The sequence below is a fragment of the Pseudaeromonas sp. HNCC25DJ180 genome (genome assembly GCF_055413345.1).
In genome coordinates this window covers 123,049-143,370 of record NZ_JBVAYF010000012.1, presented here as the reverse complement: position 1 = coordinate 143,370, position 20,322 = coordinate 123,049, and the positions used below count along the sequence as shown (strand labels likewise).

Genomic DNA, 20,322 nt, shown 5'->3' with positions numbered 1-20,322 from the left:
AAGGGTGGGGATAGCACTCAGCTTTTGACGTCATTTATGGTCAATTTGCCTGATCTTGAGGAAAAAAGAGGTTAAGTGAGGAACCAAACTCACCTGTCACGACTCCAATAAAAATACTCATCTGAATGATTGCGTGGGAGCCAGTATGGTTAAGGGGGCTGGAGTTATGGGATGGCGGTTACTGGTGGGGATTGGCTTGGGGGCATGGATGAGTATGACGCTGGCTGCCGAGTCGAGTTCGAAAGCTGAGCTGTATGGTCAGTGGCGGCTCGTGGGGGGCTCGGTCGAGATCCCGGTTAATTGTCGGCGTGCGGAGTTGGATATATCGCCATCGGGGGTGGTTTCCGAGCGAACTTACTCTCAGTTAGGTGAGCTGTTTGCGCTACAGGCTCAGGCGAGCATAGCTCAGCAGGGAAGCCTCTATACCTTGGCGCTGCGGCAGATCAAGCATAATGGTCAGCCCGATTGCCTGGGGCAAGAAGCCGAGTTTGTGGTTCGCCATCTGCCAGCTACCCTGCAGTTGGAGGTGAATGGCGATCGTCTATTCCATTATCTAAACGGCAATCGTCAGGGTGCGTATTTGCGCTATGAGCGGATGGGGTTGGAGCCGCAGCTGGCTAGCAATCGTCTCTGGTAGCCTTGGCTTTTGTCGGCCGGGCTTTTAGTTTAGACTGCGGGCTCTTTGGCTATTGAATAGAAAACATGATGATCGTCCCCAGTTTTGAAGTGGTAATCCGTTGGTTGAGCCAGGCTCGCATTCCCCATTATCTGTGCGATCAGTGCCATGGTATTCATCTGGTGGATATCCAGTCGTTGGATGGGGTGTTGGAGAGTCGTCTGTTTGTGGAAAATGACGGCGTGATGTTTACCACCGAGCTGGAAATCCGTCCCGTGGGGTTGTTACCGCTGGTCGCCGATCTGGGCCGCTTGAATATGAGCTATCCGACCCTGAAGATCTTTGTGGATGTGGTGGATGATAATTTGCCGCGGCTGATGATCTGTGACTCTGTGCATATCAAGGCGGGGTTGACCTTCGAACAGTTGGAGTTGTTTGTTACCAGTGCGGTGACCAGTATCAAGCAGCTATATGGTGAGTGTGAGCAGGCAGGATTCCTTAACCAGGGGGATGTGGCCAATCAGGGCGGAGCCGTACACTGACACCAAGGAACACTCATGCAAAACAAAAGCCCGGCGAGGGTCTGCTCGCCGGGCTTTTGTTTTTTTTGCTCGGCAGGCTTAGGCCGAGACTGTCTGGGGTGTGGTGCTGGGATTATTCTGCTTATCACGCATCTGCTGCAATACGCGCCCGGCTATCAGCAGCACCTTATCGACCAGCGGTTCATTGAAGGTTAAGGGCGGTTCGATACGCACTGTCTTGGCATTGATGAGCGTGCCTGCGACCAGTACCCCGGCATCAAACATCGCCTTGGCAAAGTTATAGCCCAGCTGGTTCTGTTTAAACTCAATGGCTTGCAGCATGCCTTGGCCGCGAACCGTGACTATCAGGTCAGGGAAATCTTCGGCCAGCTCATGTAATCCCTCCAGAAAATAGGCTCCGACACGAGCGGCTTGCTCGGGCAGGGCCTCTTCCAGCAACACGTTGATGGTCGCGATCCCGGCGGCGCAGGCCATGGGGTTACCGCCAAAGGTGGTTGTGTGCAAGAAGGGATTGTCAAACAGCACAGAGAAGACCTTTTCGCTGGCCAGGGTGGCGGAGATAGGCATGACGCCACCACCTAATGCCTTAGCTAGACAGAGGATATCGGGTACGACCCCGCTGTGCTCACAGGCAAACATCTTGCCGGTGCGGCCCATGCCGGTTTGCACTTCATCGAGGATGAGCAGCGCACCTACTTCATCACAGAGTTTGCGTAGGCCAGGCAGGTAGTCAGCCGGCGGTATGATCACTCCACCTTCCCCCTGAATGGGTTCGACTATCACGGCAGCCACGCCATCACCAGCATTCTGACAGGCATACAGGGTATCGCGCATGGCCTCGAGATCACCGAAAGGGACATGCCGGAAGCCAGGTACCAGAGGGGCAAAAGGCTTGCGGAATACCGCTTTTGAGGTGGCGGAGAGGGCGCCCAGGCTCTTGCCATGGAAGCCGCCGTTAGTGGCGACAAAAGCGGTCTTGCCATGAGGGGATTGATAAGCCTTGGCTAGCTTGATGGCTGCTTCCACCGATTCGGTACCACTGTTGCCAAAGAAGCAGTACTGCAAATTGCCGGGGGCAATAGTGGCCAGCATCTTGGCCAACAGGGCACGCAGAGGATCCAGTAGCTCCTGACTATGCAGTGGTTGCTTGCTGAGTTGCTGTTCGACCGCGGCTACCACCTTGGGGTGGCGGTGACCCACGTTGAAGATACCGAAGCCACCGAGGCAGTCGATATATTCACGCCCTGAGGTATCTACCAGGGTGTTAGGGCCGCTGGCTCGCCATTCGATAGCCGCAAACTGGCCACCAGCCGTGACTGATTTGCGGTATTCGAGAAAGCCAGGATTGATATGGTTGCGAAAGCCACTGATGGTTTGATCATTGAGCCACTCTACCTCGTTAGGGGAGAGTCGTTCCTTGCTGATGATATCCAGTGCTTGGCGCGAGAGGGCTAGCGCCGATGCCTTACCCTTATGCATAGAATCCTACCTGGGGCCTAGCCCGGTCATGTGCCTGTAATCACTTTAGCTTTAGGTGGTTATTGTTGCAAGTGTTTGATTTTAAACAGGTTTGCACCAATTGGGGGCTATGACTGCTTATGCAGGTGCCTAGCAGGGATAGGCAAAAATGGTCTCTTAAATATGAGTTATAAAGATTAAGGTTAGGCGCAGTCTTTGAACCATAAAACTAGTTAACTCCTATTTTGTGGGGGATTGAGTACGGAGTTTGATGTTTGTGCGGTGTTTTGCTCTGCAATGGTGTTTTGGCCGTCAGGCTGGATGAATATGCATGTGCAGGGCAAGCAAATAGGTATCAACAAGGCTAATTTGCTTGCCAAATAGCCTATTTCCCGGCAAAACGGCGGAAAATAATACTCAAACGAACACCCAAAAGCAGGGCTGCACTACTTAGGCCCACGATAAAGCCGATCCAGAACCCTTCTGGCCCCATTTTGGGGCAAATCCAGTCGGTTAGGCCGAGAATAATGCCGGTGGGCAGTCCAAGGCCCCAATAGGCTACCATGGTGATGAAGAAGATCGCTTTCGTATCCTTGTAGCCACGCAGGGCACCCGAGGCGACGACTTGCACCGTATCCGATAGTTGATAGACAGCCGCAAACAGCATGAGATAGGCGGCCAGGGCGATGACACTGGCATCGTTAGAGTATTGGTCGGCAATCCAGGAGCGGGCGAGGACAGTAAATAGGGCGGTGCCTAGGGCCAGCATCAGGCCGACACCCAGGCCCGTTAGGGTGGCGATCCTCGCTTGTGCTGGCTCCTGCTCGCCAATCGAGTGGCCGACGCGGATGGTCACGGCAAAGCCCAAGGAGAGCGGTAGCATGAAGATAAGCGAAGAGAAGTTCAGCGCAATCTGATGACTGGCGACAATTTGGGCGCCTAAGGGGGCCAGCAGCAGGGCTACCAGGGTAAACAGGGTCACCTCACAAAATAGCGCCAGAGAGATAGGGATACCCAGTTTGAAGATGCGACCTATCTTGCTCCAGTCAGGGGTGACCCAGTGTTGAAATAGGCGGCATTGTCGGTAATAGTGCGAGTAACGTACATAGATCAGCATGCAGATGAACATGGCCCAAAACACCAAGGCTGACGCGACACCACAGCCCACACTGCCCAGCGCCGGCATACCCAATTTACCGTTGATGAAGATGTAGTTGAGCGGAATATTCAGCATCAGACCGATAAAGCCGATGAACATGGTTGGCAGAGTATGGGAAAGCCCCTCAGTGTAGTTACGCAGTAGCTGGTAAAAGGTGTAAGCCGGAATGCCCCACATGATGGCGTGCAAAAAGCCGGTAGTTTTGAGTGCCAGCTCGGGCTCTACCTCCATCCATACCAGCAGCAGGGGGCTGTAGTAGAGCACCATCATGGTGGGGAGTATGGCGATGGCGCCAAGCCAGCAGCCTTGAAACACGGCGGCCGGTATGTCGTGTTGCTTCCGGGCGCCATTGAGCTGGGCAATAATGGGGGTCATCGCCATAACGAGCCCCTGCACAAACAGGATAATCGGTAGCCAGAAGCTACTCGCTACGGCTACGGCGGCCAAGTCAGTGGCGCTCACTTGCCCGGCCATTATGGTATCGACTAGGGTCATGGCCGTTTGGGCCACCTGTGCAACAAGAATGGGGGTGGCCAGTCGCGCTAGATGGCGACTCTCAGTCAGAAAACGTTGCACGGATACCTCGTATGAAAGCCAGAAGCGCAGCGGTGTGGTATCGCACCGCTGTAGGTAAGTAGATAACCATTGAAAAAGATAAGCAGATCAGTATGGCGCTTAGCGGGTTCAGGCGTCGTTGTCGTTATAGTCGCTCATCAGCAGATTAGCTGCAGCATAGGCGGCTTTATTGCGCACATCCATGGGGAGCGATTCTTCGGCCGCGATTTCGTCTAAGGCCTGAATGGCCGCGGTAATCGCCTTGGCCACATATCCCAGATCGCCACCACCAATCTGGCTATAGGCTTCGCGGACTTTCTCACAACAGGCTAGATATTTCATATACCACCTCAATAAAAATGGGGTGCACTATACCCCATTTTATCTGATGTGGGCCACAGTGCGCCCTGGCAATCTGCTGCGCTTTCCTGTGCGGCTAGAAGATTTGCTCATCATCGGCGTCGACAAACAGTTGGATCCTATCCCGCTCTTCATCTCGGTGTAGACGTAGATGTATTGGGTTGCAGCAAGCCATGCAATCTTCGTAATACTCCTGATCTCCTTGGCTGGCATCCAGATCAACAGGGGTGTGATAACCGCAGTGGGGGCAGACAATGGTCTTGGTGATGAAATCGCGCATGGTAACCTCCAGGCCTTGGGCCGGTACATCGGCTGTTCACCTTCGATTCTACCTTCGCTTCGTCAGCAAACTGGGAGCTGGCTGACATAATTTCTTTAGCAGGCGAGCAACTGTTGTAGTGCTGTTTCCGCCTGGTGCCGGTGACTCTCACCAAACTGAGCGAAGTGATTTAACCTATGGTACAGATTGTACAACTCCTTTCGTGACTCATAGCCGGCATCCCTCGGCCAAACCGTGTCATAGCCTTGATAAAACGCCTCGGGAAATCGCCCGAATAGCTCAGTCATGGCTAGATCAGTCTCCCGGTCACCATAATAACTAGCCGGGTCAAAAACCATACCGCCGTTACGCGTAAACCCCACATTCCCTAACCATAGTTCACCATGCAGTGGCGAGGGTTTGGGGTGGTGATGGGCAAGGCGGCGGGTGACTATTTCGACTATGCCGTCGATATCACACTGAAATCGTTCTTTTTCGCCGAGCAATTGCAGCAGCCAACCTATCCTCTGCTCGGCAAAAAAAGGGGCCCACTGTTTGTGCCAGCGGTTAGGCTGCGGAGTCGTGGTTAGAAAGTTGTCTTCATCCCAACCATACATGGCCTGTTCATCACAGCGGTGCAGGCGTGCAAGACTGGCGCCCAGCTCGGTCCACTCAGCGCTATCACCCTCATGAAGAGGGTGGTACTCCAGGGCGAGAAAGGCGTGCTCTCCGGCTGTGCCACAACACAGGGGGCGGGGCAGGGATAACACCTCATACTGGCGTAGTGCCTGGAGGCTGTGGAATTCAGCCTCCTGCTGCTCTAGCTGGGCTCGAGGGGCCAGCTTGACAAAGAGTTGCAACTGCCCGTCACTGATCACCATACGGCGGGCATCGGGCTCCTTACTGAGGGCCATCCGCTCATGAATGATGAAGGGGGTGTCCAAGGTGCGGGATACTTGCTCAGCTATGGATTGCCACATGTTTCCTCCTTGCTGACCCACTCGATAGTACGTCTCACCCAAGTATAGATGCTATGGGGCTATTGGCCTGAATTTGCAGACAAATGGCCAAGCGCGTCGCCGTATAATTGCCAAGGAGTAGCCTTTTCTTTAGACTTACCAGCCACATGTCCAAACGTAGCGGACATTACTCGTCAATTCTCCTCATAAAGAATTCAATGTACTAACAAGTGGCACTTGGTAGGTGTCACCACTGTGAAAGGAATGAATCATGCCAGTTATTACTCTTCCTGATGGGAGTCAACGCCAGTTTGCTCAGCCAGTGTCCGTGCTGGATGTTGCCCTGGATATAGGCCCAGGCCTGGCCAAGGCCTGTATCGCGGGTCGTGTCGATGGCGAGCTGGTCGATGCCTGTGATCCCATCGCTCATGATGCGACGGTTGCTATCATCACCGCCAAGGATCCTGAGGGATTGGAGATCCTGCGCCACTCCTGTGCTCACCTGCTGGGTCATGCCATCAAGCAGCTGTGGCCGGAAACCCGCATGGCCATAGGTCCGGTCATCGACAACGGCTTCTATTACGATGTGGAACTGGATCGTCCGCTTTCTGAAGAGGACCTGCAGACTCTCGAAGCCCGCATGTTGGAGCTGGCCCAGAAGGACTACAGCGTCATCAAGAAGAAGGTAACCTGGCAAGAAGCTCGGGATGTGTTTGAAAGCCGGGGCGAGAGCTACAAGGTGGCCATTCTGGATGAGAATATTGCCCGTGATGACATGCCAGGCCTCTACCATCATGAAGAGTACATCGACATGTGCCGGGGCCCTCATGTGCCTAACATGCGCTTCTGTCACCACTTCAAATTGCAGAAGGTGGCGGGTGCCTACTGGCGTGGGGATTCCAAGAACAAGATGTTGCAGCGGATCTATGGCACGGCCTGGACCGACAAGAAGCAACTGGGAGCCTATCTGCAACGCCTGGAAGAGGCTGCCAAGCGAGACCATCGCAAGATTGGCAAGCAGCTTGACCTCTATCACATGCAAGAAGAGGCTCCGGGCATGGTGTTCTGGCATCACGATGGCTGGACCATATTCCGTGAGCTGGAGACCTTCATCCGCGAGAAGTTGACCGAGTACGACTATCAGGAAGTGAAGGGTCCCTTCATGATGGATAGAGTTTTGTGGGAGCGCTCCGGCCACTGGGACAAGTATGCCGATGCCATGTTTACCACCAGCTCGGAAAATCGGGAATATGCCATCAAGCCCATGAACTGTCCGGGGCATGTGCAGATCTTCAATCAAGGATTGAAATCCTACCGTGATCTTCCCCTGCGCATGGCCGAATTTGGTAGCTGCCATCGCAACGAACCCTCAGGTTCACTGCATGGTCTGATGCGGGTGCGTGGTTTTACCCAGGATGACGCCCATATCTTCTGTGCCGAAGATCAGATCCAGTCTGAGGTGAGTGGCTGTATCAAGATGGTGTATGACACTTACAGCACCTTTGGTTTTCAGAACATCGCAGTCAAGCTCTCGACTCGTCCAGAGAAGCGTATCGGCAGTGATGAAATGTGGGACAAAGCCGAGCACGGACTTGAGGCTGCCTTGCAAGCCAATGGTCTGGAATATCAGCTGCAACCGGGCGAAGGGGCCTTCTACGGTCCGAAAATTGAATTTACCTTGCATGATTGTCTCGACCGGGCCTGGCAATGTGGTACCATCCAGCTAGATTTTGCCTTACCGGGTCGTCTTGGCGCCACTTATGTGGGCGAAGACAATGACCGCCATGTCCCTGTCATGATCCATCGCGCCATTTTGGGCTCGTTGGAACGGTTCATCGGTATTCTCACCGAAGAGTTTGCAGGTTTCTTCCCAACATGGCTTTCTCCGGTACAGGCTGTGGTGATGAATATCACCGATAACCAGGCTGATTACGCCAAACAGGTGGTCAAACTGCTCTCTCAAGCCGGTATCCGAGCGAAAGCGGACTTGAGAAATGAGAAGATTGGCTTTAAAATCCGCGAGCATACCTTGAAGCGGGTACCATTTATGCTTGTCTGTGGCGACAAAGAGGTCGAAGCAGGCGAGATTGCAGTGCGTACTCGTAAGGGGATCGATCTTGGAAAGTTCAAGGTAGAGGCGTTAATCGCCGCCTTGCAACAAGAGATTGCGTCTCGTGGTCAAAAGAGAGTGGAGGAATAGGCTATAAACGGCGCTAAAAAAACGGGCAAGCAACCGCCCCGCACCCGCATGAATGGTGAGATCCGTTGCAAAGAAGTGCGTCTCGTTGATTTGGATGGCGAACCTATTGGTGTCGTTCCGATTGAAGAGGCTTTGGATCGTGCGTTGAAAGCGGGTGTTGATCTGGTCGAGATTAGTCCGAATGCTGAGCCACCGGTCTGCCGGATCATGGATTTCGGTAAATTCCTCTACGAGAAGAGCAAGTCTCAAAAAGAGCAGAAGAAGAAGCAAAAACAGGTTCAGATCAAGGAAATTAAATTCCGGCCTGGAACTGATGAAGGCGACTATCAGGTAAAACTGCGCAACCTGATTCGTTTTCTAGAAGAAGGCGACAAGGCCAAAGTAACACTGCGTTTCCGCGGTCGTGAAATGGCGCATCAAGAACTCGGTCTTAAAGTTCTGGAACGTGTAAAAAGCGATCTGGAAGAGTTGGCCGTAGTGGAGTCTTTCCCGAAAGTGGAAGGACGCCAAGCTGTCATGATGCTGGCGCCGAAAAAGAAGTAATTTGGCTCATCAAGTAACACAGGCCCATCTGACTTAGGTCTGATGGGTTTTTGTTCGCCAAATTGCATAATTGGCAAATACAATGCGGAGTTTTTATGCCAAAGCTAAAAAACAACAAGGGCGCTTGGAAGCGCTTCAAAAAAACCGCCAACGGTTTTAAGCGTAAACAAGCGAACCTTCGTCACATCCTGACCAAGAAGAGCACTAAGCGTAAGCGTCACTTGCGCGCGATGAGCATGGTTCACAAGAGTGATACCTTGCGTGTTGTTAACATGTTGCCGTACGCATAAGGGAGGGAGTGACAAATGCCAAGAGTTAAACGTGGTGTGACCGCTCGCGCTCGTCACAAGAAGGTAATGAAAGCGGCTAAAGGTTATTACGGTGCTCGTTCACGCGTCTATCGCGTAGCGGTCCAGGCAGTAACCAAGGCTGGTCAATATGCTTACCGTGACCGTCGCCAGAAGAAGCGTCAGTTCCGTCAGCTGTGGATCGCGCGTATCAACGCCGCTTCACGTCAAAACGGTCTGTCTTACAGCCGTTTCATCAACGGTCTGAAGAAGGCTTCTATCGAGATCGATCGCAAGATCCTGGCTGATATCGCCGTTCACGATAAGAGTACCTTCACTGCATTGGTTGAAAAAGCCAAGGCTGCGCTGGCCTAAGCGGTAACGCTGAAAAGGGGAGGCATTAGCCTCCCTTTTTTATTGTTTATCATTAGCAGCTCTGTTATTTAAGTACATTTGAATATAACTAACTATTCGGCTACCGTGAGATTTCTTTCAGTCATCCTCCTTTACCTGCTGTCGCTCCATTGCGCATGGGCTAGCCATGTGGTGGAGATCAAGGATCGGCACACGCACCTCGATCTCAGCTCGCAGGTCGAATTCCTCCAAGCCTCACCCGAGCTATTATGGCCCTGGGAGGTGTCGTCGTTAGCGGGTTGGCAAACCGCAAAAACGGACTATCCCGCTTTCGGTCTCGATTCTCATCCCTATTGGTTCCGCGTTAGTTTGCGTAATACCTCGGGCGAAATGCAGTTGGTGATGTTGGATGTGCGCCATTCACTACTGGATGAGCTGGATATCTTTATTCTGAAACAGGGGCGGATCCAGCGCGTCTGGAATACCGGTTTGCAGCGCAGCATGGGAGCCAAACCCTATCCAGCCAAGAGCTTTGTACTGCCTTTGCCCATAGATACAGATGAAGAGCTGGAGCTCTACTTTCGTGCCCAATCAGATTCTTATCTGATGTTCCCGGTGGATGTGCAGGACATCCGTCTTTTCGCCAATCAACAGGCGATGGGAAAGATGCAAATGGGGCTCATGAGTGGGGCCTTCTTGCTTGCAGGTATGTATGCATTGCTGATGTATGGTTTCATCCGTGAGCGCCGTTTCATCTATTATGCTTTCTTCTGCCTGAGCCTGATCATCACGACCTGGATCCTCAAGGGCTATGCGGGCCTCTATGAGTTTGTTCCAGCCTGGCTCAATAGCGTCCGTTTTCTGCTCAGTACCAGTGGCATTTTGCTGGCTTGCCTCATCATGTCCTCCATGGATATGTTCCGTATCTGGCTACCCAACTGGCTGCGTATCGTCACTCGTATCAGTTTGTTTGTGGTCGTTGGCTGTAGCTTGGTGCTCTGGTTAATGCCGCTGCCTTCGGCAATTTACCTGACGTTCGCCAGCTATCTAGTGGTCACGCTGCTCGCCTTTTGCTATGTGGGGCTCTTCACGCACCGTGGCGGTTGGTTACAACGCCTCTATTGTTACTCCTGGCTTGGCTTCATGCTGGGGTGCTTGAGTTTCTTTGCCAATCGCTTTGCCTGGCTCACCAGCGAATGGTTGAGCGATTATCTGCTCTCACTCTTCTCTTCCATGGCGGCGCTATTGCTCTGCTTCTCCTTGGCCTATCGAACCTACCAGGAGAAAAAGGGGCGGATGCGGGCCAAGCGCCAGGCGTCTGAGGGATTGAAGCGTTACTTTGAACTTTACCACAGTGCCAATGAGGGACTCTTTACCTCGACGCTAGAGGGGCAACTGTTGGCAGCCAACCCAGCTTATTGCCGCATGTTCGGCTATGACGATGTGCAGTCCATGGCCTTGACTGTGGGCCGGACTACCCACTTGTTGTATGTAAACCCTGCCGAGCGTGATGAACTATTGGCGCAACTCTTCTCCTCAGCCAAAGAGGGGGTTCGTAGCGATGTGGAGATGCGTCATCGGGATGGCACCACTTTCTGGGCGCGGATCTCACTGCGCATCTCCCGGCGCGAGGGGAAAAATCGCGCCATGTTGCTGGAGGGGATACTGGTCGATATCACCGAGAGTAAACAGTATCAGGCCAAGTTGGAGTATCTGGCTAACCACGATGAAGCGACCGGGCTCTATAACCGCCGCTATCTCATCCACTCCCTAGAAGAGTTGTTCAAACGGCGCAAGTTAAATCCTGGCACCGATTATCTCTGTTTCATCGACATTGATCACTTCAAGGTGATCAACGAAGGTGGTGGCCATCTGGCGGGAGATGAGTTCCTGCGGCAGATCGCCAACCATGTGGCCAACCTGAAACGGGATAACTTCCTGCTTACGCGTCTCAGTGGCGATGAGTTCGCCGTCATCATGGAAAATAGCTACATAGATGAAGTGATCCAGTATGTAGAGCGCTGGCGCAAGGCGATCCAGGAGCTGAAGTTTGTCTGGAATGGCAAGATCTACTCGGTGACGGCCAGTCTGGGGGTGGTACCCATTCAGCCTGGTTGCAATGATGCCTCCGCCTTAATGGCTCTGGCCGATGCGGCCTGCTCTACGGCTAAGCGTCAAGGTCGCAACCGCATCCATGTTTACTCGGATCTCAGCCCCGAGATGCGCCTCTATCAAGAAGAAGTGGCTTGGGTGGCCCGTATCCACCAGGCTCTGGAGGAGCGCCGTTTTGTTCTGGCCAGGCAGTTAATCGTGCCAACCCAAGGTCAGAGCCAGGGACTCAAGTATGAGATCCTACTGCGGTTGCGTGCCGAAGAGGGTGAGCTGATCCAGCCGGCCCAATTCATCGGTGCCGCCGAGCGCTTCGGTCTGATGCCGGCGATTGATCTCTGGGTGCTGGAAAATCTGCTTAGTTGGTATGCGGCTAATCCGGACGAACTAGCACGTCTGGATATGGTCTCGGTCAACCTGTCGGGTGAGTCGGTTGGTACACCCAAGATGCACCGCAAGATCCGCCATCTGTTGGAAGCGGCTAACTTTCCTTACCAGCGGCTCTGTTTTGAAATCACCGAGTCACAGGCGATTGCGAATATTGAGTCCACCAAGGCGTTTATCGAGGCGTTCAAGGAGCTGGGCTGCTCTTTTGCGCTGGATGACTTTGGCAGTGGCTTCTCCTCCTATGGCCATCTCAAGGAGTTACCCATCGATCTGCTGAAGATAGATGGCCAATTTGTGCGTCATCTAGATACGAGTGAAACCGATCGGGCCATAGTTAACTCCATGGCCGAACTGGCGCGGGCCGTAGGCGTGAAAACCGTCGCCGAATTTGTTGAAAATGAGGTGATTAGTGAAAGGTTAACGGCTATGGGGGTAGACTATCTGCAAGGCTTTGCCATTCATAAACCGACTCTGTTGTCGGAGCCGCTCCCTGAATAAGCGTCTGGGTGGGAGAGGGTAGCCAGCGTATGCGCTTTTGGCTAACATCGCGCCCTTTCCCTGCTAAATTGGATACCGCCCCACCTCGGGGTGTGGGAAATTGAGGAAGACATGCAACAGTTAGATGAAGTAATTGCCAAGGCACAGGCCGAAATTGAGTGTGTCACGGACGCAGCCGCACTGGATGAGCTGCGAGTTCAGTATCTGGGCAAAAAGGGTTTCTTTACCGAACAGATGAAGACCCTGGGACGTCTCTCTAATGAGGAGCGTCCGGCGGCTGGTGCACTGATCAACCAGGCTAAAGAGCAGGTGCAAAACGCCTTGAATGCCAAGCGTGATGCCTTCCAGATTGCCGAACTTAACCAGAAATTGGCCGCCGAGACCCTGGACATTTCATTGCCGGGCCGTCGTCTGGAAAATGGTGGTTTGCACCCTGTGACTCGCACCATAGAGCGTATTGAGCGTCTATTTGGTGAGTTGGGTTTTGCCGTGGCCACAGGCCCGGAAATCGAAGATGATTTTCACAACTTCGATGCCTTGAATATTCCCGATCACCACCCGGCGCGTACGGATCACGACACCTTCTTCTTCAATCCGAGCTTGATGTTGCGTACCCACACCTCGGGTGTCCAGATCCGTACCATGGAGCAACAGCAGCCGCCTATCCGCATCATAGCTCCGGGTCGAGTCTATCGTAATGACTACGACATGACCCACACCCCCATGTTTCACCAGGTGGAAGGGTTGCTGGTCGATGAGAAAGCCAGTTTCACCGAGCTCAAAGGCATACTGCACGACTTCTTGCGTAACTTCTTTGAAGAGGATTTGACCATCCGCTTCCGTCCCTCCTACTTTCCCTTCACCGAGCCGAGTGCTGAAGTGGATGTGATGGGCAAGAATGGTCGTTGGTTGGAAGTGCTGGGCTGCGGCATGGTGCATCCTTCGGTTTTGCGCTCTGTAGGCATAGACCCAGAAAAGTATTCAGGCTTTGCTTTTGGCATGGGTGTAGAGCGACTGACCATGCTGCGCTATGGCGTTAACGATCTGCGTTCGTTCTTCGAGAACGACCTGCGCTTCCTCAAGCAGTTCAAGTAAGGATAGGGGCAAACGATGAAATTCAGTAAATCCTGGGTAGATGAGTGGATCCAGGCCTCTTTGAGTGCCAATGAGCTGGCTGAACAAATTACCATGGCTGGTCTGGAAGTAGACGGTATCGAGCCCGTCGCTGGTCAATTCTCCAACGTGGTCGTGGGGGAGGTGGTCGAGTGTGCACCACACCCCGATGCGGACAAGCTGCGCGTAACCAAAGTCAATGTGGGTGAAGCCGAGCTGGTCGATATCGTCTGTGGCGCGCCCAATTGCCGTCTGGGGCTGCGCGTGGCCGTCGCCAAGGTGGGAGCCGTGCTGCCGGGCGATTTTGAGATCAAGAAAGCCAAGCTGCGCGGTCAGCCTTCTCATGGCATGCTCTGCTCTTACAGTGAGTTGGGCATCCCGGTTGAGGCCGATGGCATCATAGAGCTGCCTTTGGATGCACCAATCGGTGTGGATCTGCGCGACTACCTGCAGTTGAATGACGTCTCCATTGAAGTAGATCTGACCCCTAATCGCGCCGACTGTCTGAGTATTGCCGGTCTGGCTCGCGAGATCGGCGTGTTGAATCGTTGTGATGTCGCAGCGCCTGCATGGAGCGCGGTGGCGGTAACCAGCGATGCCAGCTTCCCCATCTGCGTTGAGGCCAGTGAAGCCTGCCCGCGCTATCTGGGCCGCGTGCTCAAAGGGCTGAATGTCAAAGCGGCTACTCCGTTGTGGATGCAGGAAAAGCTGCGCCGCTGTGGCATGCGCTCCATTGATCCCATTGTCGATGTGACCAATTTTGTGCTGCTGGAGCTGGGACAGCCTATGCACGCCTTTGATCTCGCCAAGCTCAAGGGTGGCTTGCAGGTGCGGATGGCCAAGCAGGATGAGAAGCTAACTCTGCTGGATGAGTCCGAAGTAACTCTGCGGCCAGACACCCTAGTGATCGCCGACGAGCAAGGGCCGCTGGCGCTGGCTGGGGTCTTCGGTGGCCGTGATTCTGGTGTGAGTGCTGAGACACAAGATATTCTGCTGGAGTGTGCCTTCTTCAGCCCGTTGGCAATCAAGGGGCGTGCTCGCAGCTACGGTCTCTCCACGGATTCTGCACACCGCTTCGAGCGGGGCGTAGATGCGCAATTGCAGGCGCTGGCCATGGAGCGGGCAACGTCTCTGCTGCTGGCGATCTGCGGTGGTGAAGCAGGCCCTGTAGTGGCTGTGGTTGCCGAGGCATATCTGCCCAAGGCCGAGATGATTACCCTGCGTCGGGAAAAACTGACCCGCGTGGTCGGCATTAGCTTTGACGATGCAGTGGTCACCGAGATCCTGACTCGCCTCGGATTGGCTGTTACCGTGACGGCCGATGGTTGGCAAGCCAAGGCGCCTAGCTGGCGTTTCGATATCGCCATTGAAGAAGATCTGATTGAAGAAGTGGCGCGTATCTACGGCTACAACAACATCCCTAATCTGCCACCCATGGCCCATTTGGTCATGAACGAGCAGAAAGAGGCGGATCTGCCGCTTAAGCGGGCGCGTCATCTGCTGGTCGATCGAGGCTTCCAAGAGGCGATCACTTACAGCTTCGTTGAGCCCAAGGCCATGTCCTTGCTCTTCCCTGAGTGTGATCCCATCATACTGCCATTCCCCATTTCGGCTGATATGTCGGCCATGCGCGTCTCCCTCTGGCCGGGCCTTATCAGTGCCGTGGTCTATAACCAGAATCGCCAGCAAGGTCGGGTGCGTCTGTTTGAGAACGGCTTGCGCTTCATCAAAGATGCAGATGCAGAAAACGGTATTCGTCAGGAGCCATTGCTGGCGGGCGTGATCAGTGGCAATCTGGCTGATGAACACTGGAGTATTCCGTCGCGCGGTGCCGATTTCTTTGATCTGAAGGGCGATGTAGAAGCCCTGCTGGAGTTGACGGGCGAAGCGCATCGTTTCAGCTTTGTTCGTGGCTCTCACTCAGCGCTGCATCCAGGTCAGTCTGCACAGATCCTGCGTGATGGGCTTCCTGTGGGTTGGATTGGGGTGATACACCCGAATCTGGAGAAGAAACTGGGTCTCAAGAGCAAGGTGGTACTGTTCGAGCTGGCACTTGATGGCCTGTTGCAGGCCCGAATTCCACGGGCAGGGGAGATTTCCCGTTTCCCGGCTAACCGCCGCGATTTGGCCTTAGTCATAGATCAACAGGTCGCAGCGGCTGATATTCTGCAAACTGCCAAAAAAATTGGCGGAAATCAGATAGTTGGCATAAACTTGTTTGACATATACCAGGGGCAGGGTGTTCCTGAAGGCAAGAAGAGTCTGGCGATCAGTCTCGTGCTGCAAGATACCCAGCGAACCTTGGAGGATAAGGAGATCGCTGACACCATCGCTAAGGTGGTGGAAGGCCTCCGCACTGAGTTCAATGCATCCTTGAGGGATTGATCTATGGCGCTTACCAAAGCCGATATCGCAGAATACCTCTTCACCCAACTGGGCCTTAGCAAACGCGACGCCAAGGATATGGTGGAGGCGTTTTTCGAGGAGATCCGCCAGGCTCTACAAGATGGCGAGCAGGTCAAGATCTCGGGCTTCGGTAACTTTGAGTTGCGCACCAAGAGTGAGCGACCGGGACGTAATCCGAAGACGGGGGAGGATATTCCCATCAGCGCCCGCCGTGTGGTGACTTTTCGTCCTGGCCAGAAGTTGAAGGCTCGAGTCGAACACGCCAGTCCCAGTGAGATTGACGCCATCGATGATGATGACGAGTGAAGTTGTACTCTTAACAAGCCAGGCCTAGCCTGGCTTGTTGCTTTTAAGGGTGAGCACTCGCTGCAACTCTTTCTCTTCCCTCTTAATCCAGGAGCCTGGCATGCTTCATCAACCTCGCGTAGTCATTTTGACAGGGGCTGGGATTTCTGCAGAATCGGGTATCGCGACGTTTCGCGCCGCCGATGGTCTGTGGGAGCAACACAGGATTGAGGATGTGGCGACGCCGGAAGGGTTTATCCGGGATCCCTCCTTGGTTCAGACTTTTTACAATGAGCGACGTGCGGCACTGCAAAGTGTGGCACCTAATCTGGCACATCAGGCGTTAGCTAAATTACAACAGGCATGGGGCGAGCGCATTCTGTTGGTAACCCAAAACGTGGATGATCTCCATGAACGAGCCGGTAGTTCTCAGGTGTTACACATGCATGGTGAACTGCTCAAGGTGCGCTGTGTGCGCTCAGGCCGAGTTTATAAATGGTATGAGCCAGTTACCGCGGCGGATAGATGTCCCTGCTGTCAGCCTGGGCAGATGTTGCGACCCCATATTGTCTGGTTTGGCGAGATGCCACTGGAGATGGAGGCTATCTATGCCGCGCTGGCTCAGGCCGATCTCTTTGTGGCGATTGGCACCTCAGGCAATGTCTACCCTGCGGCGGGCTTTGTGGCGGAAGCCAAACACTATGGGGCGCTCACGCTAGAGCTGAACTTGGAGCCCTCTGCGCAGCAGAGCCACTTTGCCCTGGCGGAGTATGGCCTGGCTTCCCGCACGGTTCCGGCCTGGGTTGACGCCATGCTGAACTCAACCGAGTGGCGTAGTAGCCTACAGGCGTTTGCCACACCTGCGTGATCCTGGCGGGCCATCGTCAGGACCCGGTTTGTTTGTTGAAAACTCCTTTCTGCTAAAAGAGTAAACACCGACACTCTGTGTCGGTGTTTACTCATGTCTGCTCTTCTTGTGAGGGCGCGTTAATCGTGTTGGCTAGTCATAGGCTTTAATTTGGACTCCGGCCATGGTGTAACCGGCCGCGGCAAGCTCATGTTGGGTTGCTGTGGTTTTCAAGGTGCCATAGACCCAGACGGCATCCCATAGATCATCCATGGGGGCAGGTTGCTCCAGCGTCACGAAGACGATCTGGTTGGTGGGTGGTGGCGGTACATGAATGCAGGCACCAAAGAACGGAACCAGTAAGAAGCTCTTCACACTCTTCTCATCACCCTCGACGGGTACCACATAGCCCGGGATCCGCACGGTTTGCTCGTTTAGCTCTGGCACTATGGCTCCGGTAGCCTGTGGGGCGGCTCCGCCATTATGATCAGCTTGCGCACTGCTTGGTGTGGCTGCGTGCTGGTGTGCTGCCGGCGGGATCAGATCTTCCCACTGTAAAGTGCGATATTGGGGGGCAGCCAGGAGGGGCTGGCAGATGAGCACCAAGAATAAGTAAAACCAGTAACCCATGTCGATTAACTCCTTGGCGTCATGCCGTCGTGTAGGGAATAGCGGAAGGCGCGCCAGGCAGGCAGCAAGCCCAATAGCAGACCGGCGATCCAGACCGAGGCCAACAAGATGAACTCTTCGGCGCCTAGCCCACGTAACTGTAGGGTCAGGCCATATTGGCTCTGTAACCAGGGTGCAACCAAGAGCAGGCTCATATAGAGCAGAGTGAGACCGGCTACTATTCCCAGTGTGACCAGCAGCAGAGCCTCCAGTGCCAGCAGCAGGAATAGTTGCCGTGGCCCGGCGCCCAGCGACCGCAAAATAGCCAGTTCACGGCGGCGTTCGTTGAGCCCGGCCAGCAGGGTGGTCAACATCCCGACCAAACCGGCCAGGACCACGAAGCCGGAGACTAGGCTCAGAGCCTGTTCCGCCATCGACATCAGGCTCCAGAGTTCCCGCAAGGCGACGCCAGGCAAAATCGCCTGCAGGGGTTCATCCGGATAGGTATTGATTTCACGCTGCAGGGCGAAAGTGAGGATCTTGCTCTTTAGCCCCACCAGGGCGGCTGTGATGCTCTTTGGTGTCAGATCCCGAGTCAGGGCCTCGGTGGCGGTTACCTGTTTGTCTTGGCGCCCTGTATCCCATCCCAGATGGATAGCCTCTATCCCGGCCAAGGGAATGAGCACGCTGCGATCAATAGGTGTACCGGTGGCGGCTAAAATCCCCGACACCTGGAATGGTAGGTTGTCGTGTTTGGTAAAGGAGCGCTTGCCTGAGCCATGTGCTATCACCACCGGGGCATGGAGCTGATAACCCAGTTTTTGGGCTACCTCAGCACCGAGTACCGCATCAAAAGGCTGCTGGAAAGGGCGGCCTTGAGTGAATGCTAGGGGGTGATGATCGCCATATTGGTAGTGCTCAAAGAGGGCGGCTGACGTACCTACCACGCGGTAGCCGTGGTGGGAGTCTCCCAACGCCAAAGGGATAGTCCAGGCTACCCCCGGTTTTTTCTTGAGTGCCGAGTAGCTCTCCCAGCCGATGTTATTGGTCGCATCGCCTAGGTGAAAGATGGAGTAGAGCAAGAGATTCAAGGAGCCAGAGCGAGCCCCTACGATCAGATCCGTGCCCGAGATAGTACGGGCAAAGCTCTCCTTGGCTTGATTTTTTACCGTGGCGACCCCCAGCAGCAGGCAGACACTGATGGCGATGGCTAGCAGGGTCAGTCCCGCCGTCAGGCGACGGGACCACAGACTCTTCAGGGCGAGGACTAACATAAGGTCGCCTCCTGATGATTAAGCGTGGGAAGGTCTATGCAGCGAGGAAAGAGTGGCTGGAGCCCTCTGTCATGGCTGACGAACAACAGGGTGCTACCGACACGCTCACATTCGGTAAACAATAGGCGGATGAAGGCCTCCCTATTATCGCTGTCCAATGCCGAGGTGGGCTCATCGGCAATCACGAGTGCTGGTGAGCCAATTAGCGCCCTGGCGGCGGCTACGCGCTGCTGTTGCCCTATGCTGAGCTGGTGGACCGGTTTGGCCAAGATGTGGGTTGGTAGTTGCAACTCTGCCAGTAGACGAGCAGCCTCGATTTGAGGGGCCGCTTTGAGCCGGCTGCGCTTATGGGGAGAAAAGGTCAGGGCAGCGGTGACGTTCTCGAGCACTGACAAGAAGGGCAGCAGATTGAACTGCTGAAAAATATAGCCCATATGGTCGGCGCGAAAGCGATCCCGGCGGCTGGCGGAAAGCTGGGCCAGATCCTGGCCCAGTACCGTGACGCTGCCAGCGGAGGCTAGCTGAATGCCAGCCAGTATGCCCAGCAGGGTTGACTTGCCACTGCCGCTGGCCCCTTGAATAAATACCCGTTCACCGGGTTGGATCTGTAACTGAGGAATGTTGAGGATGTTGCTGTGACCCGGCCAGGCAAAGCGCAACTGGTGCAGATAAATGGCCGCGCTCACGGTTTCTCCTCCAACTGCAGTTGCGGCTGCTCTGGTGTTAGCTCTCCTGCACTTTGGCCCGCGGAGGAAATGGTTTGATAGGCCACCTCTTGCAGGCTAGGGAAATGATGAAACAGTGCCAATTGAACTCGATGTAGTGTTTGGGGTTGTTGGCAATGAAATAGATAGCTGGCATCTATATCCATATGCTCGGCGTGTTCCCCTGCAGGTATGGACGGGTGATCGTTATCCATGCCCTTGAGGGTGACTGAACTACTTTGGCAACCTGCCTCATCGCTCAGGGTGAAGAGGGTAGAGCTTTGGCCCAGCAGTACTTGCACTCTTTGGTACTGTGTTTTCTCGGCATCTGTGATGGGGGCATGTTCAAAACCTAACAGGTCGGCCGCTGGAGCATGGAGTTGGATGAGCAATGTCTGCTCGTCTAGGGTTAGCTCCAGTTTGGCATGGCCGTGGACATGGGCGGCATGCTCATGTGGATGCTGGCTCGATTCTTGCGCACTGGCCAGAGCGGCGTAGCCGCTAACCGAACACAGGGTGCTGGCCATCAGTAGGGGAAAAAGTTTCATTCTATGGATTCTCAATGTTAAGGCGAAAATAGTCAGATGAGAACTACTGTGGAAAAAGAGCCGAGTTGGGTGGTGCCCGAATCGCGTGAATGCCTACAAAGAGGGCAAAACCGATCAGGGGGGGCAGGACTCGGGTAAGCCGGATGGGCTGACGCTGAATAGGAGGGGGGGCAACATGACTCAGTAGGGTGGTCTGATATTGGTGTACTTGCTGGCATTGGGCACAGTCGTCGGGAGCGAGGAGAGTGTG

General features: G+C 54.3%; 20 protein-coding genes. 11 read left to right on the top strand and 9 right to left on the bottom strand.

Features of this window, described 5'->3' with window-relative positions:
* Positions 1-166 precede the first annotated feature (166 nt).
* On the top strand, positions 167-637 hold the full coding sequence (locus ACZYTD_RS12585; RefSeq protein WP_463892492.1) for a hypothetical protein: 471 nt from the start codon (positions 167-169) through the stop codon (positions 635-637).
* A 65-nt stretch (positions 638-702) separates the two neighbouring features.
* The gene (locus ACZYTD_RS12580; RefSeq protein WP_463892490.1) at positions 703-1,158 is read left to right on the top strand and encodes a type III secretion system chaperone family protein; all 456 of its coding nucleotides are present in this window, start codon (positions 703-705) and stop codon (positions 1,156-1,158) included.
* A 78-nt stretch (positions 1,159-1,236) separates the two neighbouring features.
* Here the strand turns inward: ACZYTD_RS12580 and ACZYTD_RS12575 are convergent, their stop codons facing one another.
* The 5 genes from ACZYTD_RS12575 to ACZYTD_RS12555 form a co-directional block, all read right to left on the bottom strand.
* Positions 1,237-2,637 carry a putrescine aminotransferase gene (locus ACZYTD_RS12575; RefSeq protein WP_463892488.1) on the bottom strand — a complete coding sequence of 467 codons (1,401 nt, stop codon included), beginning with the start codon at positions 2,635-2,637 and terminating at the stop codon, positions 1,237-1,239.
* 364 nt (positions 2,638-3,001) lie between these two features.
* Positions 3,002-4,351, bottom strand: a complete 1,350-nt coding sequence (locus tag ACZYTD_RS12570; RefSeq protein ID WP_463892486.1) for an MATE family efflux transporter — start codon at positions 4,349-4,351, stop codon at positions 3,002-3,004.
* A 108-nt stretch (positions 4,352-4,459) separates the two neighbouring features.
* Positions 4,460-4,672, bottom strand: a complete 213-nt coding sequence (locus tag ACZYTD_RS12565) for a YaeP family protein (protein WP_463892485.1) — start codon at positions 4,670-4,672, stop codon at positions 4,460-4,462.
* A gap of 94 nt (positions 4,673-4,766) precedes the next feature.
* The gene (locus tag ACZYTD_RS12560; RefSeq protein ID WP_463892484.1) at positions 4,767-4,970 is read right to left on the bottom strand and encodes a CPXCG motif-containing cysteine-rich protein; all 204 of its coding nucleotides are present in this window, start codon (positions 4,968-4,970) and stop codon (positions 4,767-4,769) included.
* Positions 4,971-5,065: 95 nt separating this feature from the next.
* Positions 5,066-5,929, bottom strand: coding sequence for a fructosamine kinase family protein (locus tag ACZYTD_RS12555; RefSeq protein WP_463892483.1), 864 nt, complete (start codon positions 5,927-5,929; stop codon positions 5,066-5,068).
* A gap of 250 nt (positions 5,930-6,179) precedes the next feature.
* On the opposite strand from ACZYTD_RS12555, the gene thrS reads away from it, so the two are divergent.
* From thrS to cobB, 9 genes are all read left to right on the top strand, one after another.
* The gene (gene thrS / locus ACZYTD_RS12550; RefSeq protein ID WP_463892481.1) at positions 6,180-8,108 is read left to right on the top strand and encodes a threonine--tRNA ligase; all 1,929 of its coding nucleotides are present in this window, start codon (positions 6,180-6,182) and stop codon (positions 8,106-8,108) included.
* A 48-nt stretch (positions 8,109-8,156) separates the two neighbouring features.
* A complete protein-coding gene (gene infC / locus ACZYTD_RS12545) occupies positions 8,157-8,651 on the top strand; it encodes a translation initiation factor IF-3 (RefSeq protein WP_463892479.1) in 495 nt (164 codons plus the stop codon).
* 95 nt (positions 8,652-8,746) lie between these two features.
* Positions 8,747-8,941 (top strand): 50S ribosomal protein L35, encoded by a 195-nt coding sequence (rpmI, locus tag ACZYTD_RS12540; RefSeq protein WP_463892478.1) that lies wholly within the window; start codon positions 8,747-8,749, stop codon positions 8,939-8,941.
* Positions 8,942-8,956: 15 nt separating this feature from the next.
* A complete protein-coding gene (rplT, locus tag ACZYTD_RS12535; protein WP_463892476.1) occupies positions 8,957-9,313 on the top strand; it encodes a 50S ribosomal protein L20 in 357 nt (118 codons plus the stop codon).
* A 105-nt stretch (positions 9,314-9,418) separates the two neighbouring features.
* A complete protein-coding gene (locus tag ACZYTD_RS12530) occupies positions 9,419-12,286 on the top strand; it encodes an EAL domain-containing protein (RefSeq protein ID WP_463892474.1) in 2,868 nt (955 codons plus the stop codon).
* Positions 12,287-12,397: 111 nt separating this feature from the next.
* Positions 12,398-13,381, top strand: a complete 984-nt coding sequence (gene pheS, locus ACZYTD_RS12525) for a phenylalanine--tRNA ligase subunit alpha (RefSeq protein WP_463892473.1) — start codon at positions 12,398-12,400, stop codon at positions 13,379-13,381.
* A gap of 15 nt (positions 13,382-13,396) precedes the next feature.
* Entirely contained in the window at positions 13,397-15,784 is a 2,388-nt protein-coding gene (gene pheT, locus ACZYTD_RS12520; RefSeq protein WP_463892471.1) for a phenylalanine--tRNA ligase subunit beta, read from the top strand.
* A 3-nt stretch (positions 15,785-15,787) separates the two neighbouring features.
* A complete protein-coding gene (gene ihfA / locus ACZYTD_RS12515) occupies positions 15,788-16,111 on the top strand; it encodes an integration host factor subunit alpha (protein WP_463892470.1) in 324 nt (107 codons plus the stop codon).
* Between the two features lie 100 nt (positions 16,112-16,211).
* On the top strand, positions 16,212-16,958 hold the full coding sequence (cobB, locus tag ACZYTD_RS12510; RefSeq protein WP_463892468.1) for a Sir2 family NAD+-dependent deacetylase: 747 nt from the start codon (positions 16,212-16,214) through the stop codon (positions 16,956-16,958).
* Positions 16,959-17,090: 132 nt separating this feature from the next.
* Here the strand turns inward: cobB and ACZYTD_RS12505 are convergent, their stop codons facing one another.
* Genes ACZYTD_RS12505 through ACZYTD_RS12490 form a run of 4 tightly spaced genes read right to left on the bottom strand, consistent with a single transcriptional unit; the run spans position 17,091 to position 20,072 of the window.
* Positions 17,091-17,567, bottom strand: coding sequence for a DUF3299 domain-containing protein (locus tag ACZYTD_RS12505; RefSeq protein WP_463892467.1), 477 nt, complete (start codon positions 17,565-17,567; stop codon positions 17,091-17,093).
* A 5-nt stretch (positions 17,568-17,572) separates the two neighbouring features.
* On the bottom strand, positions 17,573-18,820 hold the full coding sequence (locus ACZYTD_RS12500) for an ABC transporter permease (RefSeq protein WP_463892466.1): 1,248 nt from the start codon (positions 18,818-18,820) through the stop codon (positions 17,573-17,575).
* Positions 18,814-19,506 (bottom strand): ABC transporter ATP-binding protein, encoded by a 693-nt coding sequence (locus tag ACZYTD_RS12495; protein ID WP_463892465.1) that lies wholly within the window; start codon positions 19,504-19,506, stop codon positions 18,814-18,816. The genes ACZYTD_RS12500 and ACZYTD_RS12495 overlap by 7 nt, the downstream gene beginning before the upstream one ends.
* A complete protein-coding gene (locus ACZYTD_RS12490) occupies positions 19,503-20,072 on the bottom strand; it encodes a ZrgA family zinc uptake protein (protein WP_463892463.1) in 570 nt (189 codons plus the stop codon). The genes ACZYTD_RS12495 and ACZYTD_RS12490 overlap by 4 nt, the downstream gene beginning before the upstream one ends.
* Positions 20,073-20,322: the final 250 nt, after the last annotated feature.